Genomic DNA, 20,233 nt, shown 5'->3' on the forward strand with positions numbered 1-20,233 from the left:
CCACCGATGAAATGGGACGCGTGGGGAGATCCCGCCGCGGCCAAGCCACTTTCTGATGGCGTCCGGTCGTTGCTGAAGCAGGTTGTGGGCCTAGCGGACTCGGAGCAGCCCGAACTCGACCCCGCGCAGGTGCAGCTGCGCCCGTCCGCCCTGTCGGGGGCAGACCACGATGCGCTGGCGCGCATCGTCGGCACCGAGTATTTCCGCACCGCCGATCGCGACCGGCTGCTGCACGCCGGCGGCAAGTCCACCCCAGACCTGCTGCGGCGCAAAGACACCGGTGTCCAGGATGCGCCCGACGCGGTGTTGCTGCCCGGCGGCCCCAACGGGGAGGACGCCGTCGCCGACATCTTGCACTACTGCTCCGACCACGGCATTGCCGTGGTCCCGTTTGGTGGCGGCACCAGCGTCGTTGGTGGGCTTGACCCCGTTCGCAACGACTTTCGCGCGGTGATCTCCCTGGATATGCGGCGCTTCGACCGGCTGCACCGGATCGATGAGGTGTCCGGCGAGGCCGAACTGGAGGCCGGTGTCACCGGGCCGGAAGCCGAACGTCTGCTCGGCGAACATGGCTTCTCGCTCGGGCACTTCCCGCAGAGCTTCGAGTTCGCCACCATCGGGGGGTTCGCGGCCACCCGCTCGTCAGGCCAGGACTCGGCTGGCTATGGCCGGTTCAACGACATGATTCTTGGGCTGCGCATGATCACTCCGGTGGGGGTGCTGGATCTGGGTCGAGTGCCGGCGTCGGCGGCCGGCCCGGACCTGCGCCAGCTGGCGATCGGCTCCGAAGGCGTCTTCGGCGTCATCACCCGGGTGCGGCTGCGGGTGCACCGGATTCCGGAATCGACGCGTTACGAGGCGTGGTCGTTTCCCGATTTCGCGACCGGGGTTGCGGCGCTGCGCACCATCACCCAAACCGGCACCGGCCCCACCGTCGTTCGGCTCTCTGACGAGGCCGAAACCGGCGTCAACCTCGCCACCACCGAGGCGATCGGGGAAACCCAAATCACCGGCGGCTGTTTGGGGATCACCGTGTTCGAGGGCACCCAGGAACACACCGAGAGCAGGCACGCCGAGACGCGCGCGTTGCTGGCGGCCCGAGGCGGCACCTCGTTGGGCGAAGGACCGGCGCGGGCCTGGGAACGCGGCAGGTTCGCCGCGCCGTATCTGCGTGACTCCCTGTTGGCCGCGGGAGCGCTCTGCGAGACCCTCGAGACCGCCACGGTGTGGTCCAACACCCCCGTGCTGAAGGCCGCCGTGACCGAAGCGCTCACCACCTCGCTGGCCGCATCGGGTACACCGGCGCTGGTGATGTGCCACGTGTCGCACGTGTATCCCACCGGCGCGTCGTTGTACTTCACCGTTGTCGCCGGGCAGCGAGGCGATCCGATCGAGCAGTGGCTGGCCGCCAAGAAGGCGGCGTCGGATGCGATCATGGCCACCGGAGGAACGATCACGCACCACCATGCGGTTGGTTCCGACCACCGCCCCTGGATGCGCGCGGAGGTGGGTGATCTGGGCGTGACATTGTTGCGCACGATCAAGGCGACGCTGGATCCGGCCGGAATTCTCAACCCCGGCAAGCTGATTCCATGAGCGCCGGGCAGCTGCGCCGGCATGAGATCGGCAAGGTCACCGCGCTGACCAATCCCCTGTCAGGCCATGGCGCCGCCGTAAAGGCTGCACACGGCGCGATCGCCCGGCTGAAGCATCGGGGGGTGGACGTCGTCGAGATCGTCGGCGGGGACGCCCACGACGCACGCCATCTGCTCGCCGCGGCAGTCGCAAAAGGCACTGACGCGGTGATGGTGACCGGCGGTGACGGAGTCGTCTCCAACGCGCTACAGGTCTTGGCGGGCACCGACATTCCGTTAGGAATCATTCCGGCCGGCACTGGTAACGACCACGCACGCGAATTCGGGCTTCCCACAAAGAATCCCAAGGCAGCCGCAGATATCGTTGTTGACGGCTGGACGGAAACCATTGACCTGGGCCGGATTCAAGACGACAACGGTATCGAAAAGTGGTTCGGTACCGTGGCGGCTACCGGATTCGACTCCCTGGTCAACGATCGCGCCAACCGAATGCGCTGGCCACACGGGCGGATGCGCTATTACATCGCGATGCTCGCCGAACTGTCGCGGCTGCGGCCGTTGCCGTTCCGGCTGGTGCTCGACGGCACCGAAGAGATCGTCGCCGACCTCACACTTGCCGACTTCGGCAATACCCGCAGCTACGGCGGCGGATTATTGATCTGCCCCAACGCCGACCACTCGGACGGCCTGCTCGACATCACCATGGCCCAGTCGGATTCCCGTACCAAGTTGCTCCGCCTGTTCCCCACCATTTTCAAAGGCGCCCATGTCGAGCTTGACGAGGTGAGCACCACACGAGCCAAGACAGTCCACGTCGAGTGCCCCGGTATCAACGTCTATGCCGACGGCGACTTCGCCTGCCCGTTACCAGCCGAGATCTCCGCGGTGCCGGCCGCCCTTCAGGTTCTTCGCCCCCGCCACGGATAAGCGGGTGGTAACGACTCGGTCGTAAAGCGCGACATCCTTCCAAACCCGCTGTACGGGAGGAACAGATGTCCGGACACCGCAAGAAGGCAATGCTCGCCTTGGCGGCTGCGTCGCTGGCAGCGACGCTGGCCCCGAACGCAGTCGCGGCCGCAGAACCGTCGTGGAACGGGCAGTACCTCGTGACGTTGTCTGCCAACGCGAAAACCGGCACCAGCATGGCGGCCAACCGGCCAGAGTATCCACACAAAGCGAACTACACGTTCAGCTCGCGCTGCGCGTCCGATGTCTGCATTGCCACCGTGGTCGACGCTCCGCCACCAAAAAACGAGTTCATCCCGCGGCCAATCGAATACACCTGGAATGGGACTCAATGGGTACGGGAGATCAGCTGGCAATGGGACTGCCTGCTACCCGACGGCACAATCGAATATGCCCCAGCCAAATCGATCACGGCCTACACGCCCGGTCAGTACGGAATCCTCACCGGCGTCTTTCATACCGATATCGCCAGCGGCACGTGTAAAGGCAATGTCGACATGCCAGTGTCGGCCAAACCGATCGTTGGCTGACGTTGCCAGCCCTGCCGAGCATGGGCGGCACATCACGCAAACGCATGGACGACCAGCACAGCCCCGAATGCGGCGATAACGGCGTTGCCGGCAAGGACTGTCATCCGACGGACGCGGGCGGTCGCCCGGGACCTGAGAAACGCTCCCGCCGAGACAAGCAGCAACTGCCAGAGCAACGACGCGAGCGCTACCCCGACCACAACAGCGATCGCGGTCGTTGCGCGCAACGCGCGCGCCAGCGTCACGGCTACTGCGGTGAAGTACACGAACGTGGCCGGGTTGATCGCCGTTAGGCCGAAGATCAACGCAAACCGAACACAGCCCAGCTGTTTTTGTGGGGCCGGAACCGGCTCCGGCGATGGACGCAACCCGTGCCCGATTCCCATCGCAGCGATGACCAGCAGCACGATCGCACCGACGATTTCGGGCCAAACCCTCAACACATTGATCGTCGGTGCCGCAACTGTCTCCAAATCGCGGTAGCGCAATACGCTACGTCGACAAGGGCGACCGCCGCGGCGGCCGGTATTCCACGACGCCAGCCGCGCTCAACACCTGCTTGCCGAGGAAAGCGTTCCCGGTGGCGGCATCGAGGCGTTTGTCGATGTGCGACTTCGACCGGCGGAGGACAGCGACGACTTTCTGGCATGGTCGAGCACGGACACCACGATCGACGATGCCGTCCACGTCACCGGACCCTACGACTACCTGCTACACATTCGGGTCTGCGACACAGCGGACCTGGACCGCCTGTTACGCAGGCTCAAGACCTCCGCGGAAGCTGCGCAAACCCAAACGCGCATTGCGCTCAGGTCCCGGCGTTGACACCGCGCCAGCAGGCGCCACCAAACCCTTAGCCAACTCCCCGACTCAGCCAAGTCACCTCGCCGGCGTCGCCGCCGTCACGATACACCTCGAGCGCCTGGTCCCAGGCCGTTCCCAGCACCGAATCCAGTTCGGCGGCCAGTGTGTCCGCACCTTGGGCCATCATCGCCCGCAGCCGCATCTCCCCCACCATGATGTCGCCGTTGGCGCTCATCGCCCCGCTCCACAGACCCAGTTGCGGGGTGTGACTGAATCGCTGGCCGTCGACTCCAGGGCTAGGGTCTTCGGTGACCTCGAACCGCAGCACCGACCAGGAACGCAAGGCGTTGGCTAGTCGCGCCCCGGTGCCCACCGGCCCGACCCAATTGGTGACCGCACGCAACTGCGGCGGCAGGGCCGGTTGCGGCGTCCAGACCAGGTTCGCCTTGGCCTGTAGGGTCGACGACAACGCCCACTCGACATGCGGGCACACCGCCGCGGGCGAGGCGTGGATGTACACCACACCGGACGTCACGTCGGCGAATTGGTTCGACGCTCGCATCTGCTGCTCCTTCGGTTCCACGAGGGACGTCTTCCCCAACGACCTGGTGAACCCGACAAGCAGGATGCCTGCTGTGAAATTTCGAATTTTTGTGTCGTGCGTTTCTATTGTGCCTTGTGATACCCGTGTTGCGCTAGTGTGCGGTTCTGCCTAGGTGTACTCGGCTAGAACCGCGTCGGAAATCGCGGGCCACAAGTCCAACGCCCAGTCGCCGAAATCGCGGGCCGTGAGGACCACCAGAGCCAGGTCCGCCTTGGGATCCACCCAGATGAAACCGCCTGATTGGCCGAAATGGCCGAATGTCCGCGTCGAGTTGCACTCGCCGGTCCAGTGGGGCGATTTCGAATTCCTGATCTCAAAGCCCAGCCCCCAGTCATTGGGCCGCTGCACACCGTACCCGGGCAGTACACCGTCCAGGCCGGGAAACTGCACCGTGGTCGCGTCGGCATGCATCTGCGCCGAGACCGTCGATGGACGCAGCAGATCACCCGCGAACACCGCCAAGTCCGCGACCGTCGAGGTCGCCCCGAACCCGGCGGCAGCGGGGCCCCCGTCCAGCCGGGTGGTCACCATGCCCAGGTGTTCGCACACCGCCTCGGTCAGGTAGCGCCCGAACTCGATCCCCGACTCCCGCTGCACGCTCTCGGCCAGCACGGTGAAACCGTAGTTCGAATACATCCGGCGGGTGCCGGGGCGGGCCAGCGCCTGATCGGAATGCATCGCCAACCCCGATGTGTGCGCCAGCAGGTGACGGACCGTGGAGCCGGGCGGGCCTGCCGGGGTGTCGAGATTCACCACCCCCTCCTCAACGGCGACCTGTGCGGCTCGGGCCACCAGCGGCTTGGTGACCGACGCCAGCGCGAACACCCGCGCGGTATCGCCGTGGGTGGCTAGCACCCCTGCGGGTCCGATCACCGCGGCGGCCGCAGCCGGGACCGGCCAGCCACCAAGCACTTCGAGAGCGGTCATCGACTCCGGCGCGTCACTTCCGGGCGATGTAGTAGTTGTTCAACACGTCCGACTCGATCTCGGCCACCGTCACGTCGGTAAAACCGGCGTCGGCGAGCATCGAGGTGGCCAACTGCCTGCCCCACACCGTCCCCAACCCGGCCCCGTCAAGCGCCAGCGACACCGTCATGCAGTGCATTAGCGAGGTCGTGTACAGGTAGGTGCTCAGCGGAACGCCGACATTGTCTTCCAGTTGACTCGATGCCTTGATGTCGACCAACAGCAGCACACCACCGGGTCGCAGCGCACGATAGATGTTCTGCAGGACGCGCGCCGGCTGCGCCTGGTCGTGAATCGCGTCGAACACGGTGATCACGTCGTAGGCCCCCACCTTGTCCAGCTCTGCCAGGTCATGGCGCTCGAAGGTCGCGTTTGCCAGGCCCAACCGAGCCGCCTCCTCGGTCCCCGCCGCAACGGCCTCGTCGGAAAAGTCGATGCCGGTGAATCGGCTCGCGCCGAACGCCTGCGCCATCAGCTTGACCGCGCGACCACTGCCGCAACCGAAATCGGCCACGTCGGCTCCGGACCGCAAGCGGTCCGGAAGGCCGTCGACCAGCGGGAGCACCACGTCGATCAAGGCGGCATCGAACACCATGCCGCTCATCTCGGCCATCAGCTTGTGGAAGCGCGGGTATTCGCTGTAGGGCACACCGCCGCCTTCCCGGAAGCAGCGAATGACCTTTTGTTCGACCTCGCCGAGCAGCGAAACGAACTGTGCTATCACGGCGAGGTTGTCCGGCCCGGCCGCACGGGTCAGCATGCCGGCGCGGTGGGCAGGCAGCGAGTAGGTCGAGCTCCCCGCGTCGTATTCGACGATCTGCCCGGTGGTCATGCCGCCTAGCCACTCCCGAACGTAGCGCTCTTCCAACCCCGCAGCCTCGGCGATCTCCATGCTGGTGGCTGGCGGAAGTCCGGCCATGGTGTCCAGCAGCCCGGTCTGGTGTCCAACGCTCACCAGGATCGCCAAACCGGCGCTGTCGATGGCCGCAACAAAACGGTTGCCGAATTCTTCGGTGGTCTCGAGTGCTCCGCTCATCTGCGCCGCTCCTCCTCATCGCTTCGCTCTGCATCGTCACCGGCGCGACTCATCTGCGCCGCTCCTCCTCATCGCTTCGCTCTGCATCGTCACCGGCGCGACTCATCTGCGCCGCTCCTGCTCATCGCTTCGCTCTGCATCGTCACCGGCGCGACTCATCTGCGCCGCTCCTCCTCATCGCTTCGCTCTGCATCGTCACCGGCGCGACTCATCTGCGCCGCTCCTCCTCATCGCTTCGCTCTGCATCGTCACCGGCGCGACTCATCTGCGCCGCTCCTCCTCATCGCTTCGCTCTGCATCGTCACCGGCGCGCATGGTCAGCGACGCTACACCGTAGGTTGGACACCATGAGTCAGACGGTGCGCGGTGTGATCGCACGACAAAAGGGCGAACCCGTTGAGCTGGTGAACATTGTCGTCCCGGATCCCGGACCCGGCGAGGCCGTGGTCGACGTCACCGCCTGCGGGGTATGCCATACCGACCTGACCTACCGCGAGGGCGGCATCAACGACGAATACCCTTTTCTGCTCGGACACGAGGCCGCGGGCATCATCGAGGCCGTCGGGCCGGGTGTAACCGCAGTCGAGCCCGGCGACTTCGTGATCCTGAACTGGCGTGCCGTGTGCGGCCAGTGCCGGGCCTGCAAACGCGGACGGCCCCGCTACTGCTTCGACACCTTTAACGCCGAACAGAAGATGACGCTGACCGACGGCACCGAGCTCACTGCGGCGTTGGGCATCGGGGCCTTTGCCGATAAGACGCTGGTGCACTCTGGCCAGTGCACGAAGGTCGATCCGGCTGCCGATCCCGCGGTGGCCGGCCTGCTGGGTTGCGGGGTCATGGCCGGCCTGGGCGCCGCGATCAACACCGGCGGGGTAACCCGCGACGACACCGTCGCGGTGATCGGCTGCGGCGGCGTTGGCGATGCCGCGATCGCCGGTGCCGCGCTGGTCGGCGCCAAACGGATCATCGCGGTCGACACCGATGACACGAAGCTTGACTGGGCCCGCACCTTCGGCGCCACCCACACCGTCAACGCCCGCGAAGTCGACGTCGTCCAGGCCATCGGCGGCCTCACGGATGGATTCGGCGCGGACGTGGTGATCGACGCCGTCGGCCGACCGGAAACCTACCAGCAGGCCTTCTACGCCCGCGATCTCGCCGGAACCGTTGTGCTGGTGGGTGTTCCGACGCCCGACATGCGCCTGGACATGCCGCTGGTCGACTTCTTCTCTCACGGCGGTGCGCTGAAGTCGTCGTGGTACGGCGATTGCCTGCCCGAAAGCGACTTCCCCACGCTGATCGACCTTTACCTGCAGGGCCGGCTGCCGCTGCAGCGGTTCGTTTCCGAACGCATCGGGCTCGAAGACGTCGAGGAGGCGTTCCACAAGATGCATGGCGGCAAGGTATTGCGTTCGGTGGTGATGTTGTGATGGCCGCCATCGAGCGCGTCATCACCCACGGCACCTTCGAACTCGATGGCGGCAGTTGGGAAGTCGACAACAACATCTGGCTGGTCGGCGACGACTCCGAGGTGGTGGTTTTCGACGCCGCCCACCACGCGGCTCCTATCATCGACGCCGTCGGCGGCCGCAAGGTGGTTGCGGTGATCTGCACGCACGGCCACAACGACCACGTGACGGTGGCCCCCGAACTGGGCACGGCGCTTGACGCACCGGTGCTGATGCATCCCGGCGACGCCGTGCTGTGGCGAATGACTCACCCGGACAAAAGCTTTCGCGCCGTTTCAGACGGTGATGCGGTGCGGGTTGGCGGGACGGAGTTGCGTGCGCTGCACACCCCGGGGCACTCCCCTGGATCGGTGTGCTGGTATGCGCCAGAGCTGGGTCCCGGAACAGGCACCGTGTTCAGCGGAGACACGCTGTTCGCTGGCGGGCCGGGTGCAACCGGCCGCTCGTATTCCGACTTCCCCACGATCCTGCGGTCGATATCCGGACGGCTCGGCGCATTACCGGGCGACACCGTCGTGCACACCGGCCACGGCGACAGCACCACCATCGGCGACGAGATCGTCCACTACGAGGAATGGGTGGCCCGTGGGCATTGATCCCGCGGGCGCGCGCAGAATGCCGGTCGTAGCGGCGTGTCGGTGTACAAGCACCGCGCGGTCCATGAGCCGAGCGCTACTTATCCGCGCAATCTGACACTCGAGCCAAGCTGCGGCGCAGAAACACCGCAAAGCCGGCACCCATGACCACAAATGCCGTCACTGGCACCCAGTCACCCAACCGAAGGTAGAGCGTGACATTCGATGCCAACGGAACGTTCACCACGATGGCACCGTTGAATTCCGCCGAGCACCAGGCCAGCCGACGGCCCCGGGTATCAAAGGCCGAGCTGTCGCCCGACAAGCTGGCGTGCACCGCTGGGATGCCGGCTTCGACGGCGCGCACCGCGGGCTGGGCGGCCAACTGCGGCTGCGCCCAACTCCCTTGGAACGTCGAGGTGGAACTCTGATACACCAGCAGCGCCGCCCCGAGCCGCGCGGCGTGCCGGGTCAGATCGGAGAAGGTCATCTCGTAGCTGATCAACGGGGCGATATGCAAGGAGTTCACCGCCAACACCACCGGCCCGGCGCCGCGCTGCCGATCCTTTGCGGCGGCCTTGCTGTAGCGGGTGATCCAGCCGAAAAGCGGGCGCAGCGGCACATATTCGCCAAACGGAACCAACCGGGTCTTCCGGTAGCTGCCCACAGCTTCGTGCGCGCCGACAAGCACCGCCGACTTGTAGATTCCCCCGTCCGGTGCCGGGGCGTCGACGTTGACCAACAAATCCGCGCCCACCCGCTGTGACAGCTCGGCCAGGCGAGCCAGGACGTCAGGATGGCGGGTGAGGTCTTGTCCGACGCTGCTTTCCCCCCAGACCACCAAGTCCGGCCGCTGGTCCGCAACGGCCGCGGTGAACTCTTCACCGGCCGCCAGTCGAGCCGCCGCATCGGCTATGTCGCCGGCCTGTACCAGCGCCACGCGCACCGTCGGACCGCCGACCGGCACCGAGCCCAGCAGGTAGGAAGCCGGGCCGAGTCCCGCACACCCAATCACGCATCCCAGCGCGACCAGCCGGCCGCCCGTTGCCCGGCACACGAGCACGCTCGCGATGGCGGTATTGGTCGCAACCAGAAGAAAACTTGTCAGCCACACCCCACCCAGCGACGCCGACGCTAGCGTCACGGGCTGGCTCCATTGCGATGCACCCAGCAACGCCCACGGACCGCCCAGCGATTGCCAGGACCGCACCGCTTCGGCTGCCACCCACGCGCTGGGCACCACGACCAGGGCGGCACCGACGCGGCATGTGGTCACCGGTACCGACAACAGCCGGTGCGCCAACCACCCGGCCGGCAGCCACAGCACACCCAGGCCGGCGGCCAACAGCACCAGCATCGGACCAGCACTGGTCACCAGCCAGTACTGGGTTGCCAGCACAAATCCGCCCATACCCGTCCACGCCCGCAGCGCGCCCTCCCACGACGTCGGCGCGGCCCGCACCACTAACAGCAGTGGGACCAAGCCGAACCAGGCCAGCCACCACCAAGACGGCGCGGGAAAGGCCAGCGCGGGTAACCCGCCGAACACCAACGCTGCCGCACAACCAATGACCGGTTGTCGCCGGGCTCCCGCGCGCAACGCCATGCCGATCAGCATGCCGGCCACATTCGCCTGCGTCGAGGAAAAGAGCAGACTAAGACCGGCAGTCCCCGCCAGAAAGGGAGTGATTTGCATGGCCAAGGATCTGGTCGCCACGGTGCCCGATCTTTCCGGGAAGCTGGCAATCATCACCGGCGCCAACAGCGGTCTAGGCTTCGGGCTGGCCCGGCGGCTGTCGGCGGCTGGCGCCGACGTAATCATGGCGATCCGCAATCGCGCCAAGGGCGAGGCGGCGGTCGAGGAAATCCGGACCGCGGTTCCGGATGCGAAGCTGACCATCAAGGCCCTCGACCTGTCATCGTTGGCGTCCGTCGCCGCGTTGGGGGAACAGCTCATGGCTGACGGGCGGCCGATCGACCTGCTGATCAACAACGCCGGCGTCATGACCCCACCGGAACGCGTTACCACTGCCGACGGCTTCGAATTGCAGTTCGGCAGCAACCATCTCGGACACTTCGCGCTAACCGCACACCTGCTGCCGCTGTTGCGCGCGGCACAGCGCGCGAGGGTCGTCTCGTTGAGCAGCTTGGCGGCCCGCCGCGGCCGCATCCACTTCGACGACCTACAGTTCGAGAGGTCGTACGCCCCGATGACGGCCTATGGCCAGTCGAAGCTGGCGGTCTTGATGTTCGCCCGCGAGCTGGACCGCCGCAGCCGCGCGGCCGGCTGGGGCATCATCTCCAATGCCGCGCATCCTGGCTTGACCAAGACCAACCTGCAGATCGCGGGACCGTCCCATGGCCGCGACAAGCCGGCGCTGATGGAACGCTTGTACAAGACGTCCTGGCGTTTCGCACCGTTCCTCTGGCAGGAGATCGAAGAGGGGATCTTGCCCGCGCTGTATGCAGCCGCCACCCCGCAAGCCGACGGTGGCGCGTTCTATGGCCCCCGCGGCCGCTACGAGGTCGCCGGCGGTGGTGTGCGAGAGGCCAAGGTTCCCGCAGCCGCCCGCAACGACGCCGATAGCAAGCGACTTTGGGAGGTCTCCGAGCAGCTCACCGGTGTCAGCTACCCGAAATCGCGCTGAACTGCCCGATCCCGGGAACCTGAGGTATTCCGGGGGGGAGCTGCGGAATCTCCGGAATCGGTGGGATCGGCGGGATCGGTGGAGGGCTGGGGGACGTGGTCGCCGGCGGCTGCGTGGTCGCCGGCGGCTGCGTGGTCGCCGGCGGCGCGGAAGCGGGGGTCGTCGGTGCCGGAGTGATGACATCGGTGGTCACCGCCGGTTGCGTATTCGTCGTTGTCGGCGGAGGCGGCAACGGCTGCTGCAGCGGCGGCGCGGGCCCACCGGTGGCTGGCGCCTGTACGGGAGGTGCGGGCTCGGTAGTGGGGCCATCGGATGCCGGCGCTGGGGACGGGGGCGGTGCGGCGGTCGTGGTCACACCCGGCCTCTGCGGGGTCCCCGGCGCCGTCGGCTGGTCGCCGGTGGACAACCCGATCGCCACGGCGGCACCCACCAGCAACACCGCCACCGTCGTGCCGGTGATGATCACGGCCGGCAGGCGATACCACGGGATTGGCGGGGACTTGGGCTCGGGCTCCGCATGGGCATCGTGGTCGAAGCTCAGCGACGGGCGGGCCGCTGTGTAGCCAGGGGCCGGCCCGATGTGGGAGTCCTCGTCGGCCTCCGACCAGGCCAAAGCCGGCTGCAGGACCGACGCCGGCGCATCGGCCGGCGCCGTCGCCGTCGCCGAGGTGACCGCGGTCAGCACCGTTGCGCTGGTGTCGCCGGGTCTGCGTGCCGCCCACAACGCGCCGCCGAAAGCGGCCGTCAATTGCGGACGAGGCGTCCTGACCACCGGCACGCAGAAACGTCCGGACAGCGTCGTGGTGACTGCCGGGATATTTGCACCACCACCCACCGAAACGATCGCTACCAGCTCGGCCGTGCGAATTCCGCTGCGGGCCAGGGTTTGTTCCAAGGCCCTGCCCACGCTGTCCAGCGAGTCACGGATTGTGTCCTCGAGCTCGTTGCGGGTCAACCGGATATCCCCGCCCAACGCGTCGGTCAGCGTGGTCACCGTGCTTGACGAAAGCCGTTCCTTGGCTTTGCGACATTCGATCCGCAGCTTAGTCAGTGAGCCGATCGCCGAGGTGCCGGCTGGATCGAACGCGCCCGTGCCCGGTAGTTCGGACATGACGTAGCTCAACAGCGACTGATCGATCAGATCGCCGGAGAAAGCCTGATGGCGCACCGTCGCGGCCACCGGCCGATACTCGTCTGCGGCGTCGACGAGCGTGATGCCGGTCCCGCTGCCACCGAAGTCGCATACCGCGACGATCCCACGGGCCGGTATGCCCGGGTCGGCCCGTATCGCGTACAGCGCTGCCGCGGCGTCAGGGAGCAGTGACAGTGGCTGGGCCGTACTCGAAGTCCCGTGCGACCATTCCGAGGCCCGACGCAGCGCGCTATCCAACGCTGCTACCGCAGCCGGCCCCCAGTGGGCGGGATAGGTCACCGTGACACTTCCGGGAAGAGCACGACCGCCGGTAGCGGTGTAGGCCAGCGCCAGCAGTGCGTCAGCCACTAGCGCCTCGCTGCGGTACACCGAGCCGTCGGCAGCCACGATGCCGACCGAATCTCCCACCCGGTCTACGAAGTCGGTGATCACCAGGCCTGGCTCGTCCAGCCTCGGGTTCTCCGATGGCACACCGACCTCGGGCGGGCGCTGTCGATACAGCGTCAGCACGGGTTTACGTGTGATGGAGTGATCGGCAGCCACAGCCGCTAGGTTGGTGACACCGATCGACAAGCCTAATGCCGGTCTCGCCCCTGTTGCCATATGGCCCAATCCCCGTGTCCGGCGGCTCGTCGCAACCGCCTACCTCGAATTTTCCGTCATACCTATAGCCAATGTGGGCGCCGGTGATCTGGATAGCGACATTGCCGCAACGCCCGGTTGGTCAGCAAATGGTGCCCATGCTGGCGACCAACGGGACCTCCGGCGCGGTAAGGCAGCCGGGCTCCAGTAATCCCAGCGGCTAGGCCAAGGCCTCGATGTCGTCGGTGGCGACGATGCCTACCGGCTTGGAGCCGTGTTGAGAAATGAGTTCGGCCGTCGGCAGCAACCTCCCCACTCAGCAATCCCAGCTTCACCCTAAACCTGGCGTTCGTACGCCACCTAGCATCTGGTGGGTGCGAACGGTGATGTCGCGTTGAGCCGCATCGGCGCCACCCGTCCGGCATTGAGCGCGTGGCGATTCGTCACAGTGTTCGGGGTGGTCAGCCTGCTCGCCGACGTCGTGTATGAAGGGGCCCGTTCGATCACCGGCCCGCTGCTGGCTTCGTTGGGAGCGACCGGACTGGTGGTCGGAGTCGTCACCGGCGTCGGTGAGGCCGCCGCCTTGGGCTTGCGGCTGGTGTCGGGGCCATTGGCCGATCGAAGCCGACGGTTTTGGGCCTGGACCATCGCCGGCTACACCCTGACGGTGGTAACGGTTCCGCTGCTCGGCATCGCGGGCGCCCTGTGGGTGGCGTGCGCGTTGGTCATCGCCGAGCGAGTCGGGAAAGCTGTGCGCGGCCCCGCCAAAGACACCCTGCTGTCGCACGCGGCCAGTGTGACCGGCCGAGGCCGCGGTTTCGCCGTGCACGAGGCGCTGGACCAGGTCGGTGCGATGATCGGCCCTCTCACCGTTGCCGGGATGCTCGCGATCACCGGGAATGCCTATGCGCCCGCGCTCGGCGTGCTGACCCTGCCCGGCGGTGCCGCCCTTGCTCTGTTGCTGTGGCTGCAGCGTCGGGTGCCCCGCCCGGAGTCCTACGAGGACTGTCCGGTTGTCCTCGGTAATCCTTCGGCGCCGCGACCCTGGGCGCTGCCGGCGCAGTTCTGGCTGTACTGCGGGTTCACCGCGATCACCATGCTGGGGTTTGGCACGTTCGGGTTGCTGTCGTTTCACATGGTCAGCCACGGCGTGCTGGCCGCCGCCATGGTCCCGGTGGTCTATGCGGCCGCAATGGCCGCAGATGCGCTGACGGCCTTGGCCTCAGGCTTCAGCTATGACAGATATGGCGCGAAAACCCTTGCCGTTCTGCCGATTCTGTCGATTCTGGTGGTGCTATTCGCCTTCACGGACAACGTCACAATGGTGGTCATTGGCACGTTGGTGTGGGGCGCAGCGGTCGGAATACAAGAGTCCACGCTGCGCGGCGTGGTGGCCGACCTGGTCGCCAGCCCACGGCGGGCCAGCGCCTACGGCGTGTTCGCCGCAGGGCTGGGCGCTGCGACCGCCGGGGGCGGCGCCCTCATCGGCTGGCTGTACGACATCTCCATCGGCACGCTCGTTGTGGTGGTGATCGCACTTGAACTGATGGCCCTGGTGATGATGTTCGCGATCCGACTACCCCGCGTAGCACCGAGCTAAAGAAGCGATCAGGCGGCCCAACGGAACAGCAGGTTGGTATGCGACAACATGCTTGACCGGCACGCCAACAAGCACGACTGCCACCGATCCAGGTAAGTGGCGGCCAAGGACGGTCAACCGGTCTAGGCTCGCCAGTATTACCCCTTCAAGGGCGAAGGGGGCAGGAGGATCTCGATGGGCCTCAACACGGCGATCGCGACTCGGGTGAATGGCACGCCGCCGCCGGAGGTGCCGATCGCCGATATTGAACTGGGTTCCCTGGATTTCTGGGCACTCGATGACGACGTTCGCGATGGCGCCTTCGCCACCTTGCGCCGCGAGGCGCCGATCTCGTTCTGGCCCACGATCGAGCTGCCCGGGTTTGTCGCGGGCAATGGGCATTGGGCGCTCACCAAGTACGACGATGTCTTCTACGCCAGCCGTCATCCGGACATTTTCAGTTCGTACCCCAACATCACGATCAACGACCAGACACCAGAGTTAGCCGAATACTTCGGCTCGATGATCGTGCTCGACGATCCGCGCCATCAGCGGCTGCGCTCGATTGTCAGCCGAGCCTTCACCCCGAAGGTGGTAGCCCGCATCGAAGCAGCCGTGCGTGACCGGGCCCATCGGTTGGTCTCATCGATGATCGCCAATAATCCCGACCGGCAGGCCGATCTGGTCAGCGAACTCGCAGGTCCACTGCCGCTGCAGATTATCTGTGACATGATGGGGATTCCCAAGGCGGACCATCAGCGCATTTTTCACTGGACCAACGTCATTCTCGGCTTCGGCGATCCCGATCTGGCCACCGATTTCGACGAGTTCATGCAGGTTTCGGCGGACATCGGCGCCTACGCCACCGCGCTGGCCGAAGACCGCCGGGTCAACCACCACGACGATCTGACCAGCAGCCTGGTCGAAGCCGAGGTCGACGGCGAGCGGCTGTCGTCGAGGGAGATCGCGTCGTTCTTCATCCTGCTGGTGGTGGCCGGCAACGAGACGACGCGCAACGCGATCACTCACGGCGTGCTGGCACTGTCCCGCTATCCCGAGCAACGGGACAGGTGGTGGTCTGACTTCGACGGCCTGGCGCCCACCGCGGTCGAGGAGATCGTGCGGTGGGCCTCCCCGGTGGTCTACATGCGCCGCACCCTGACCCAAGACATTGAGTTGCGCGGCACCAAGATGGCCGCCGGTGACAAGGTCTCCCTGTGGTATTGCTCGGCCAACCGGGACGAGTCAAAGTTCGCCGATCCCTGGACATTCGACCTAGCACGCAACCCCAATCCGCATCTCGGTTTCGGTGGCGGTGGCGCCCATTTCTGCCTGGGCGCCAACCTAGCGCGTCGGGAGATCAGGGTCGCGTTCGACGAACTACGCAGGCAGATGCCCGACGTCGTCGCGACCGAGGAGCCCGCACGGCTGTTGTCGCAGTTCATTCACGGAATCAAGACGCTGCCAGTTACGTGGTCCTGAAAGGCCGAACGTGGCTCGGCGGGTATATGGTGCGCCATTCCCGGTGGCTGTGGGATTTGCACTACACAGGAAGCGTTGTCGCCCACCCACTGGCGGACCGGTAGGCACCGATCGGTGCCGGCCTGTTTTGGGTAGCGGATCAAGCGCACAAACGACTCGCGGTGGCCGAACAGGATGATGTTGGCGAGACGCCCCGTCTGGCATGACCGCTGCCGACGCGTTCGAGTGCGGTCGAGAGCCAAAGGCGGCTTGATCAGCCGCCAACCGCAGGCCGAAGACGTGCCGGCTCAGGTGTGTGACGATCGTAGCCGTAGCGGTCGATGATCTCGCCCCAGTGCTCATCGACAATCGCACGCTGCTCGACGGTCAGTTGATAGCTGTTGGTTTTGTAGTCCGCATGGTCAGCTAGGTATTGCCGCAGACGCGGCAGGTAACACTCGAAGTCGCCCAGTCCCAGGTGCTGGTATAGCCGGCGCAGCTGTCCCTCGGGATCACCGATCAAATCCTCATAACGCAATTCGTAAAAGCGTGTGGGGTCAACGAGTTCTCGGCCTTCGTCCAACTTTCGGTATAGGTCGACGTAGGTCGACACGACCTTGTCGTCCAACCCGTCGAACGTCGGTTGTTGCAAGCCATGTATGCGGTACAGCGCCTTATGAAGATGGATGGTTGATGGATAGACCACATAGGGATCTCGGACGATGTGGATGAACTTCGCTTGCGGGAATACCTCCAGCAGCACCTTGATTCGAAAACTATGCGTTGGATTCTTGAGGATCACCGTCTTGCGACGGCGGAAGTACACCTGCTGAACGAACCGGAACAGGGTCCGTTTCCAGATTTCTAGTTCTCGCGGTGCCACCTGCTCTAGATCCAGGTACTCCTCATACTGGGGCGGCCGGTTCGGGAATGCGATGGTCAGATACGGCGACGGCAGGCCCTGCATACACCACACGAACTCGTCTTCCTGCGGGTGATGCAAGCTCAAATCCATGTTGTCCATTGCCCGATGCTTCGATACCAGGAATTCCACATATGGCGCAAACCACTCGGTCAGTAGAAAATGGTGTGGCGCAAGGCATTCGTAGCCGGTGGGACCGGTGTGGCGATCATCGACGACCAACAGTTCATGCAGCAAGGTGGTGCCGGTACGCCAATGCCCAACAATGAAGATTGGCGGATCGGCGATCACCGTTTCGGCCACTCGCCTACCGAAAACGATCTTCTGCCACAACCCCAGACAGGAATTGACCATGCTGAGAAACGTATAGAGGACCGCGAAGTGCCAGCGGCTGTGATGCACGGCGAAGCGGTTACGGATCAAAAGCCGCATCCAGGCCGAGAAGTTGCAGCCGACCCACAGCGGTGCGGCCCACTCGCGCCACCGGGAAAGTCGAGACGACGAACGGAGAGCCTTCATGGTGCGACGCGGGGGGTAACGGCGACCCGTAACCGGGTCAAGCCGCGAAGGTTGGCGTTTGTCGTCCACGTCGGCGGCTCGACCACCTCTATTCGGTCGATATTGGCGACGATCTCGCGCAAGATCGCCTGACCCTCCATGCGCGCCAGCTGGGTCCCCGGACACAGGTGGATGCCGGAGCCGAACGCGAGATGCCCGACCGGGTTGCGGTCGGCGCGAAAGACATCCGGGTCTTCGTACTGGCGCGGGTCACGGTTGGCTGCACCCCATGCCAGCAGCACCAGTGAGCCTGCCGGGATGACCGCTTGACCGACCGAATAGTCGACGCGCGTTGTGCGGCAGATGTTTTGGATTGGCGATATAAAGCGGAGGTGCTCCTCGATCGCCGACGGGATCAGGTCTGGTTGCTGCGCAAGGAGTGTCAGCTGATCTGGATAGTCGGCCAGCGTCAGAAACAATGTGCTAATCATATGAGCAGTGCTCTCATAGCCCGCAACCAGCAGCAACACCGCGAAGAAGAACAATTCGTCATCGCTGAGTCGACCTTGCTCGGCATGGGTGGCAAGCTTCCCGAGAACAGTGCATTCCCTAAGCAGCCCGTTGTCACGCCGATGAGTGAAGAGTGCACGCAATCGCCGGAATCCGGCAAAGCCCTGCACAAGCGAAATCAACCCGGAGGCTGACAAGGCAACGTCGGTGATCCGTACCGCCTGGTTGGACAAACGGCAGAAGGCGGCCTCGTCCGGTCCATCTACGCCGAGCACACTGGTGATAGCGCGCATCGGCATCGGTGCGGCCACGGTGGAGACGACGTCCGCGGGCGTCTGGGTCAGTAACCCGCCGACCAGTTCTCGGGCAAGCTGGTCGACCATCGGGCGCCACGTCTCCAACGCGCCACGCGCCATACCTGGTGCCAGTTGCTTGCGCATCCGGGTGTGCGCCGGCGGATCGGACGTCGGCAGAAACGGCAGCCACCCCCGTGAGAAGGTGACCCCACGGGCGCTGGACAACGTGTCGTGGTTACGCGCAGCCTCGCGGACGTCGGCGTATCGGCTCAAAATGTAGACGTCGCGCTTGGGGTTGTACTGCACCCGCTCGCCGGCCAACAGCTCTCGATAATGCGGGTAAGGATCAGCGGCAATCGCGGGATCGAACGGGTCAAAGTCGGTGAGCTGCATAAATTTCCGGCAATGCCGGCCGGTCAACCTGGACCGAGCCTTCCCGGCGACCCTCAGCGCAAGTGCTTTCGCGACCGCGGGCCCGTAGGTTCGCACAGTTTGCGCGTCGCGCCACATGCTGGTGGCTACCGGGATGCCACCAGATGACGCGCGCCGGCGCGTGGGAACGCCCAGAGCCGTGGTCGCGTCCTGCGCGGTCAGACCAACGTCGGGCGTGCCCGCTAACGGGCACCCGGCCAGCCGCACTCGGTCCGGCGCGGGCTCGGGAGGGGACTGTGTCGCGGTCATGACCCTCCGAACTCAGAGAGGCGTAGAACAGTCACAGGGTAACGGCGGGCATCGCAATAATTGCGCAGTTTCGCAAAGCGTTTCGCAACGCAATAAGATGGTTACCCGGAGTTCGGACAGGCGAATCTGCCCAGCGCAAGGCTGGTGATAGCGCCGACCAACGGCGCCGTGATCGGTAACCGTTTCCGACCGGCCGATACCGGCCCGGCCACCATAGCGGAGGTCAACCCCACCTGTTGGCGGAACGCCCAAAACTGGGCCGACTGTGTAGGCATGCGTCGCACTTGATTGGTCGCCGACCCGGCAATTCGCTAGCCGCGCTAAGGGTCGCGCATCGTTGGCCACAACAGGCGCGACTTGCGCGAATGTGCTTTCTCGCCGGCATCGCGATGCCTAACTTTATGTTTTCGAGGAGACTGCGATGCGGCTTCCAGGCCGTCATGTGTTATACGCCCTGTCGGCGGTCACCATGCTGGCGGCCTGCTCCAGCAACGGTGCTCGTGGCGGCATTGCGTCGACGAACATGAATCCGACAAACCCACCCGCAACTGCGGAGACCGCTACCGTCTCACCGACACCGGCTCCGCAGAGCGCGCGAACCGAGACCTGGATTAACCTTCAAGTCGGCGACTGCCTGGCCGACCTGCCGCCGGCGGATCTGAGCCGGATAACCGTCACGATTGTCGATTGCGCGACAGCGCAATCGGCCGAGGTATACCTGCGTGCTCCGGTGGCCGTCGATGCCGCCGTCGTTTCCATGGCCAATCGTGATTGTGCTGCCGGATTTGCGCCCTACACAGGCCAATCCGTCGACACCAGCCCATACTCGGTGGCGTATCTCATCGACTCGCATCAGGATAGAACCGGGGCCGATCCCACCCCGAGCACCGTCATCTGTTTGCTGCAGCCCGCCAACGGTCAGTTGCTCACCGGGTCGGCCCGTCGCTGACCGGACGACCCGTTGTTCGGGTGCGTGGCACACGACACCAACCGGTATCGTCTGTTGCCGTGACTTCTCCGATTGCTCCGAATACCAAAAGCGACGGTTCTCGCTGATGACTACCCCACCCGACAAGGCGCGGCGCCGGTTTCTTCGCGACGCCTACAAGAACGCTGAGCGCGTCGCACGAACCGCTTTGCTCACAATCGACCAGGACCAGCTTGAGCAGCTGCTCGACTACGTCGACGAGAGACTCGGCGAACAGCCTTGTGACCACACCGCCCGGCATGCGCAACGATGGGCCCAATCACACCGCATCGAATGGGAGACGCTGGCCGAGGGCCTACAAGAGTTTGGTGGCTACTGCGATTGTGAGATCGTAATGAATGTCGAACCTGAGGCGATCTTCGGCTAG

21 protein-coding genes are annotated in these 20,233 nt (G+C 65.2%); 11 read left to right on the forward strand and 10 right to left on the reverse strand.

Annotation, left to right across the window (positions count from 1 at the left end; translation table 11 throughout):
* The first annotated feature begins 6 nt into the window (after window positions 1–6).
* From FF952_RS11925 to FF952_RS11935, 3 genes are all read left to right on the forward strand, one after another.
* On the forward strand, window positions 7–1,596 hold the full coding sequence (locus tag FF952_RS11925; RefSeq protein ID WP_003411596.1) for an FAD-binding oxidoreductase: 1,590 nt from the start codon (window positions 7–9) through the stop codon (window positions 1,594–1,596).
* Window positions 1,593–2,522, forward strand: coding sequence for a diacylglycerol kinase (locus tag FF952_RS11930; protein ID WP_003411603.1), 930 nt, complete (start codon window positions 1,593–1,595; stop codon window positions 2,520–2,522). Before FF952_RS11925 ends, FF952_RS11930 begins: the two co-directional genes overlap by 4 nt.
* Before the next feature lie 65 nt (window positions 2,523–2,587).
* Window positions 2,588–3,091 carry an Rv2253 family sensor-like surface protein gene (locus FF952_RS11935; protein WP_003411608.1) on the forward strand — a complete coding sequence of 168 codons (504 nt, stop codon included), beginning with the start codon at window positions 2,588–2,590 and terminating at the stop codon, window positions 3,089–3,091.
* 32 nt (window positions 3,092–3,123) lie between these two features.
* Here the strand turns inward: FF952_RS11935 and FF952_RS11940 are convergent, their stop codons facing one another.
* Together FF952_RS11940 and FF952_RS11945 are read right to left on the reverse strand one after the other, a co-directional pair.
* Window positions 3,124–3,579 (reverse strand): LysE family transporter, encoded by a 456-nt coding sequence (locus FF952_RS11940; protein ID WP_003411611.1) that lies wholly within the window; start codon window positions 3,577–3,579, stop codon window positions 3,124–3,126.
* A gap of 4 nt (window positions 3,580–3,583) precedes the next feature.
* Window positions 3,584–3,778: a hypothetical protein gene (locus FF952_RS11945; RefSeq protein WP_003902152.1), complete on the reverse strand. Its 195-nt coding sequence runs from the start codon at window positions 3,776–3,778 to the stop codon at window positions 3,584–3,586.
* Here FF952_RS11945 and FF952_RS11950 point away from each other — a divergent pair.
* A complete protein-coding gene (locus FF952_RS11950; protein WP_003411612.1) occupies window positions 3,698–3,916 on the forward strand; it encodes an Lrp/AsnC ligand binding domain-containing protein in 219 nt (72 codons plus the stop codon). The two genes, FF952_RS11945 and FF952_RS11950, sit on opposite strands and share 81 nt — an antisense overlap.
* A gap of 28 nt (window positions 3,917–3,944) precedes the next feature.
* On the opposite strand, the gene FF952_RS11955 is transcribed toward FF952_RS11950, so the two are convergent.
* The 3 genes from FF952_RS11955 to FF952_RS11965 all read right to left on the reverse strand — a co-directional run bounded on the left by FF952_RS11955 (window position 3,945) and on the right by FF952_RS11965 (window position 6,501).
* Window positions 3,945–4,457 carry a DUF3145 domain-containing protein gene (locus tag FF952_RS11955; RefSeq protein ID WP_003411615.1) on the reverse strand — a complete coding sequence of 171 codons (513 nt, stop codon included), beginning with the start codon at window positions 4,455–4,457 and terminating at the stop codon, window positions 3,945–3,947.
* 150 nt (window positions 4,458–4,607) lie between these two features.
* Window positions 4,608–5,426, reverse strand: a complete 819-nt coding sequence (locus tag FF952_RS11960; protein WP_003903820.1) for a serine hydrolase domain-containing protein — start codon at window positions 5,424–5,426, stop codon at window positions 4,608–4,610.
* A 13-nt stretch (window positions 5,427–5,439) separates the two neighbouring features.
* Window positions 5,440–6,501 carry a class I SAM-dependent methyltransferase gene (locus FF952_RS11965; RefSeq protein ID WP_015631413.1) on the reverse strand — a complete coding sequence of 354 codons (1,062 nt, stop codon included), beginning with the start codon at window positions 6,499–6,501 and terminating at the stop codon, window positions 5,440–5,442.
* A 347-nt stretch (window positions 6,502–6,848) separates the two neighbouring features.
* Between FF952_RS11965 and FF952_RS11970 the strand changes: the two genes are divergently transcribed.
* Window positions 6,849–7,934 (forward strand): S-(hydroxymethyl)mycothiol dehydrogenase, encoded by a 1,086-nt coding sequence (locus FF952_RS11970; protein ID WP_003899236.1) that lies wholly within the window; start codon window positions 6,849–6,851, stop codon window positions 7,932–7,934.
* The gene (locus tag FF952_RS11975) at window positions 7,934–8,569 is read left to right on the forward strand and encodes an MBL fold metallo-hydrolase (protein ID WP_003411632.1); all 636 of its coding nucleotides are present in this window, start codon (window positions 7,934–7,936) and stop codon (window positions 8,567–8,569) included. Before FF952_RS11970 ends, FF952_RS11975 begins: the two co-directional genes overlap by 1 nt.
* A 76-nt stretch (window positions 8,570–8,645) precedes the next feature.
* Here FF952_RS11975 and lnt read toward each other — a convergent pair whose 3' ends face one another.
* Window positions 8,646–10,154 carry an apolipoprotein N-acyltransferase gene (gene lnt, locus FF952_RS11980; protein ID WP_003901363.1) on the reverse strand — a complete coding sequence of 503 codons (1,509 nt, stop codon included), beginning with the start codon at window positions 10,152–10,154 and terminating at the stop codon, window positions 8,646–8,648.
* Window positions 10,155–10,242: 88 nt separating this feature from the next.
* Here lnt and FF952_RS11985 point away from each other — a divergent pair, with 88 nt between their 5' ends.
* Window positions 10,243–11,196, forward strand: coding sequence for an SDR family oxidoreductase (locus FF952_RS11985; protein ID WP_003899238.1), 954 nt, complete (start codon window positions 10,243–10,245; stop codon window positions 11,194–11,196).
* Here FF952_RS11985 and FF952_RS11990 read toward each other — a convergent pair.
* Window positions 11,174–12,952, reverse strand: coding sequence for an Hsp70 family protein (locus FF952_RS11990; RefSeq protein ID WP_003899240.1), 1,779 nt, complete (start codon window positions 12,950–12,952; stop codon window positions 11,174–11,176). The genes FF952_RS11985 and FF952_RS11990 overlap by 23 nt on opposite strands.
* A 349-nt stretch (window positions 12,953–13,301) precedes the next feature.
* Between FF952_RS11990 and FF952_RS11995 the strand changes: the two genes are divergently transcribed.
* Together FF952_RS11995 and cyp124 are read left to right on the forward strand one after the other, a co-directional pair.
* Window positions 13,302–14,531, forward strand: coding sequence for an MFS transporter (locus FF952_RS11995; protein WP_003904812.1), 1,230 nt, complete (start codon window positions 13,302–13,304; stop codon window positions 14,529–14,531).
* 174 nt (window positions 14,532–14,705) lie between these two features.
* Window positions 14,706–15,992, forward strand: coding sequence for a methyl-branched lipid omega-hydroxylase Cyp124 (gene cyp124, locus FF952_RS12000; protein ID WP_003411654.1), 1,287 nt, complete (start codon window positions 14,706–14,708; stop codon window positions 15,990–15,992).
* Window positions 15,993–16,245: 253 nt separating this feature from the next.
* On the opposite strand, the gene FF952_RS12005 is transcribed toward cyp124, so the two are convergent.
* The 3 genes from FF952_RS12005 to FF952_RS12015 are packed head-to-tail and all read right to left on the reverse strand — an operon-like array spanning window position 16,246 to window position 19,223.
* Entirely contained in the window at window positions 16,246–17,412 is a 1,167-nt protein-coding gene (locus FF952_RS12005; protein ID WP_003411661.1) for a sulfotransferase family protein, read from the reverse strand.
* Window positions 17,409–18,878 carry a cytochrome P450 gene (locus FF952_RS12010; RefSeq protein WP_003411663.1) on the reverse strand — a complete coding sequence of 490 codons (1,470 nt, stop codon included), beginning with the start codon at window positions 18,876–18,878 and terminating at the stop codon, window positions 17,409–17,411. Before FF952_RS12010 ends, FF952_RS12005 begins: the two co-directional genes overlap by 4 nt.
* Window positions 18,879–18,890: 12 nt before the next feature.
* Entirely contained in the window at window positions 18,891–19,223 is a 333-nt protein-coding gene (locus FF952_RS12015) for a hypothetical protein (RefSeq protein ID WP_003902155.1), read from the reverse strand.
* Window positions 19,224–19,299: 76 nt separating this feature from the next.
* On the opposite strand from FF952_RS12015, the gene FF952_RS12020 reads away from it, so the two are divergent.
* Window positions 19,300–19,827 (forward strand): hypothetical protein, encoded by a 528-nt coding sequence (locus FF952_RS12020; RefSeq protein WP_003903829.1) that lies wholly within the window; start codon window positions 19,300–19,302, stop codon window positions 19,825–19,827.
* 106 nt (window positions 19,828–19,933) lie between these two features.
* Entirely contained in the window at window positions 19,934–20,233 is a 300-nt protein-coding gene (locus FF952_RS12025) for a DUF2695 domain-containing protein (RefSeq protein ID WP_003899242.1), read from the forward strand.

The organism is Mycobacterium tuberculosis complex sp. N0072 (assembly GCF_030323725.1).
In the GTDB taxonomy this organism is placed as follows: Bacteria; Actinomycetota; Actinomycetes; order Mycobacteriales; family Mycobacteriaceae; genus Mycobacterium; species Mycobacterium tuberculosis.

Excerpts from the sequence above, each read along its gene's own strand:
- FF952_RS11975 (WP_003411632.1), top strand. The coding sequence starts at position 7,934 with ATGGCCGCCATCGAGCGCGTCATCACCCACGGCACCTTCGAACTCGAT.
- FF952_RS11955 (WP_003411615.1), bottom strand. The coding sequence starts at position 4,457 with ATGCGAGCGTCGAACCAATTCGCCGACGTGACGTCCGGTGTGGTGTAC.
- cyp124 (WP_003411654.1), top strand. The coding sequence starts at position 14,706 with ATGGGCCTCAACACGGCGATCGCGACTCGGGTGAATGGCACGCCGCCG.
- FF952_RS11970 (WP_003899236.1), top strand. The coding sequence starts at position 6,849 with ATGAGTCAGACGGTGCGCGGTGTGATCGCACGACAAAAGGGCGAACCC.
- FF952_RS11960 (WP_003903820.1), bottom strand. The coding sequence starts at position 5,426 with ATGACCGCTCTCGAAGTGCTTGGTGGCTGGCCGGTCCCGGCTGCGGCC.
- FF952_RS11965 (WP_015631413.1), bottom strand. The coding sequence starts at position 6,501 with ATGAGCGGAGCACTCGAGACCACCGAAGAATTCGGCAACCGTTTTGTT.
- FF952_RS11930 (WP_003411603.1), top strand. The coding sequence starts at position 1,593 with ATGAGCGCCGGGCAGCTGCGCCGGCATGAGATCGGCAAGGTCACCGCG.
- FF952_RS12025 (WP_003899242.1), top strand. The coding sequence starts at position 19,934 with ATGACTACCCCACCCGACAAGGCGCGGCGCCGGTTTCTTCGCGACGCC.
- FF952_RS12020 (WP_003903829.1), top strand. The coding sequence starts at position 19,300 with ATGCGGCTTCCAGGCCGTCATGTGTTATACGCCCTGTCGGCGGTCACC.
- lnt (WP_003901363.1), bottom strand. The coding sequence starts at position 10,154 with ATGGCGTTGCGCGCGGGAGCCCGGCGACAACCGGTCATTGGTTGTGCG.
- FF952_RS11985 (WP_003899238.1), top strand. The coding sequence starts at position 10,243 with ATGGCCAAGGATCTGGTCGCCACGGTGCCCGATCTTTCCGGGAAGCTG.
- FF952_RS12010 (WP_003411663.1), bottom strand. The coding sequence starts at position 18,878 with ATGACCGCGACACAGTCCCCTCCCGAGCCCGCGCCGGACCGAGTGCGG.
- FF952_RS11935 (WP_003411608.1), top strand. The coding sequence starts at position 2,588 with ATGTCCGGACACCGCAAGAAGGCAATGCTCGCCTTGGCGGCTGCGTCG.
- FF952_RS11990 (WP_003899240.1), bottom strand. The coding sequence starts at position 12,952 with ATGGCAACAGGGGCGAGACCGGCATTAGGCTTGTCGATCGGTGTCACC.
- FF952_RS11925 (WP_003411596.1), top strand. The coding sequence starts at position 7 with ATGAAATGGGACGCGTGGGGAGATCCCGCCGCGGCCAAGCCACTTTCT.
- FF952_RS12005 (WP_003411661.1), bottom strand. The coding sequence starts at position 17,412 with ATGAAGGCTCTCCGTTCGTCGTCTCGACTTTCCCGGTGGCGCGAGTGG.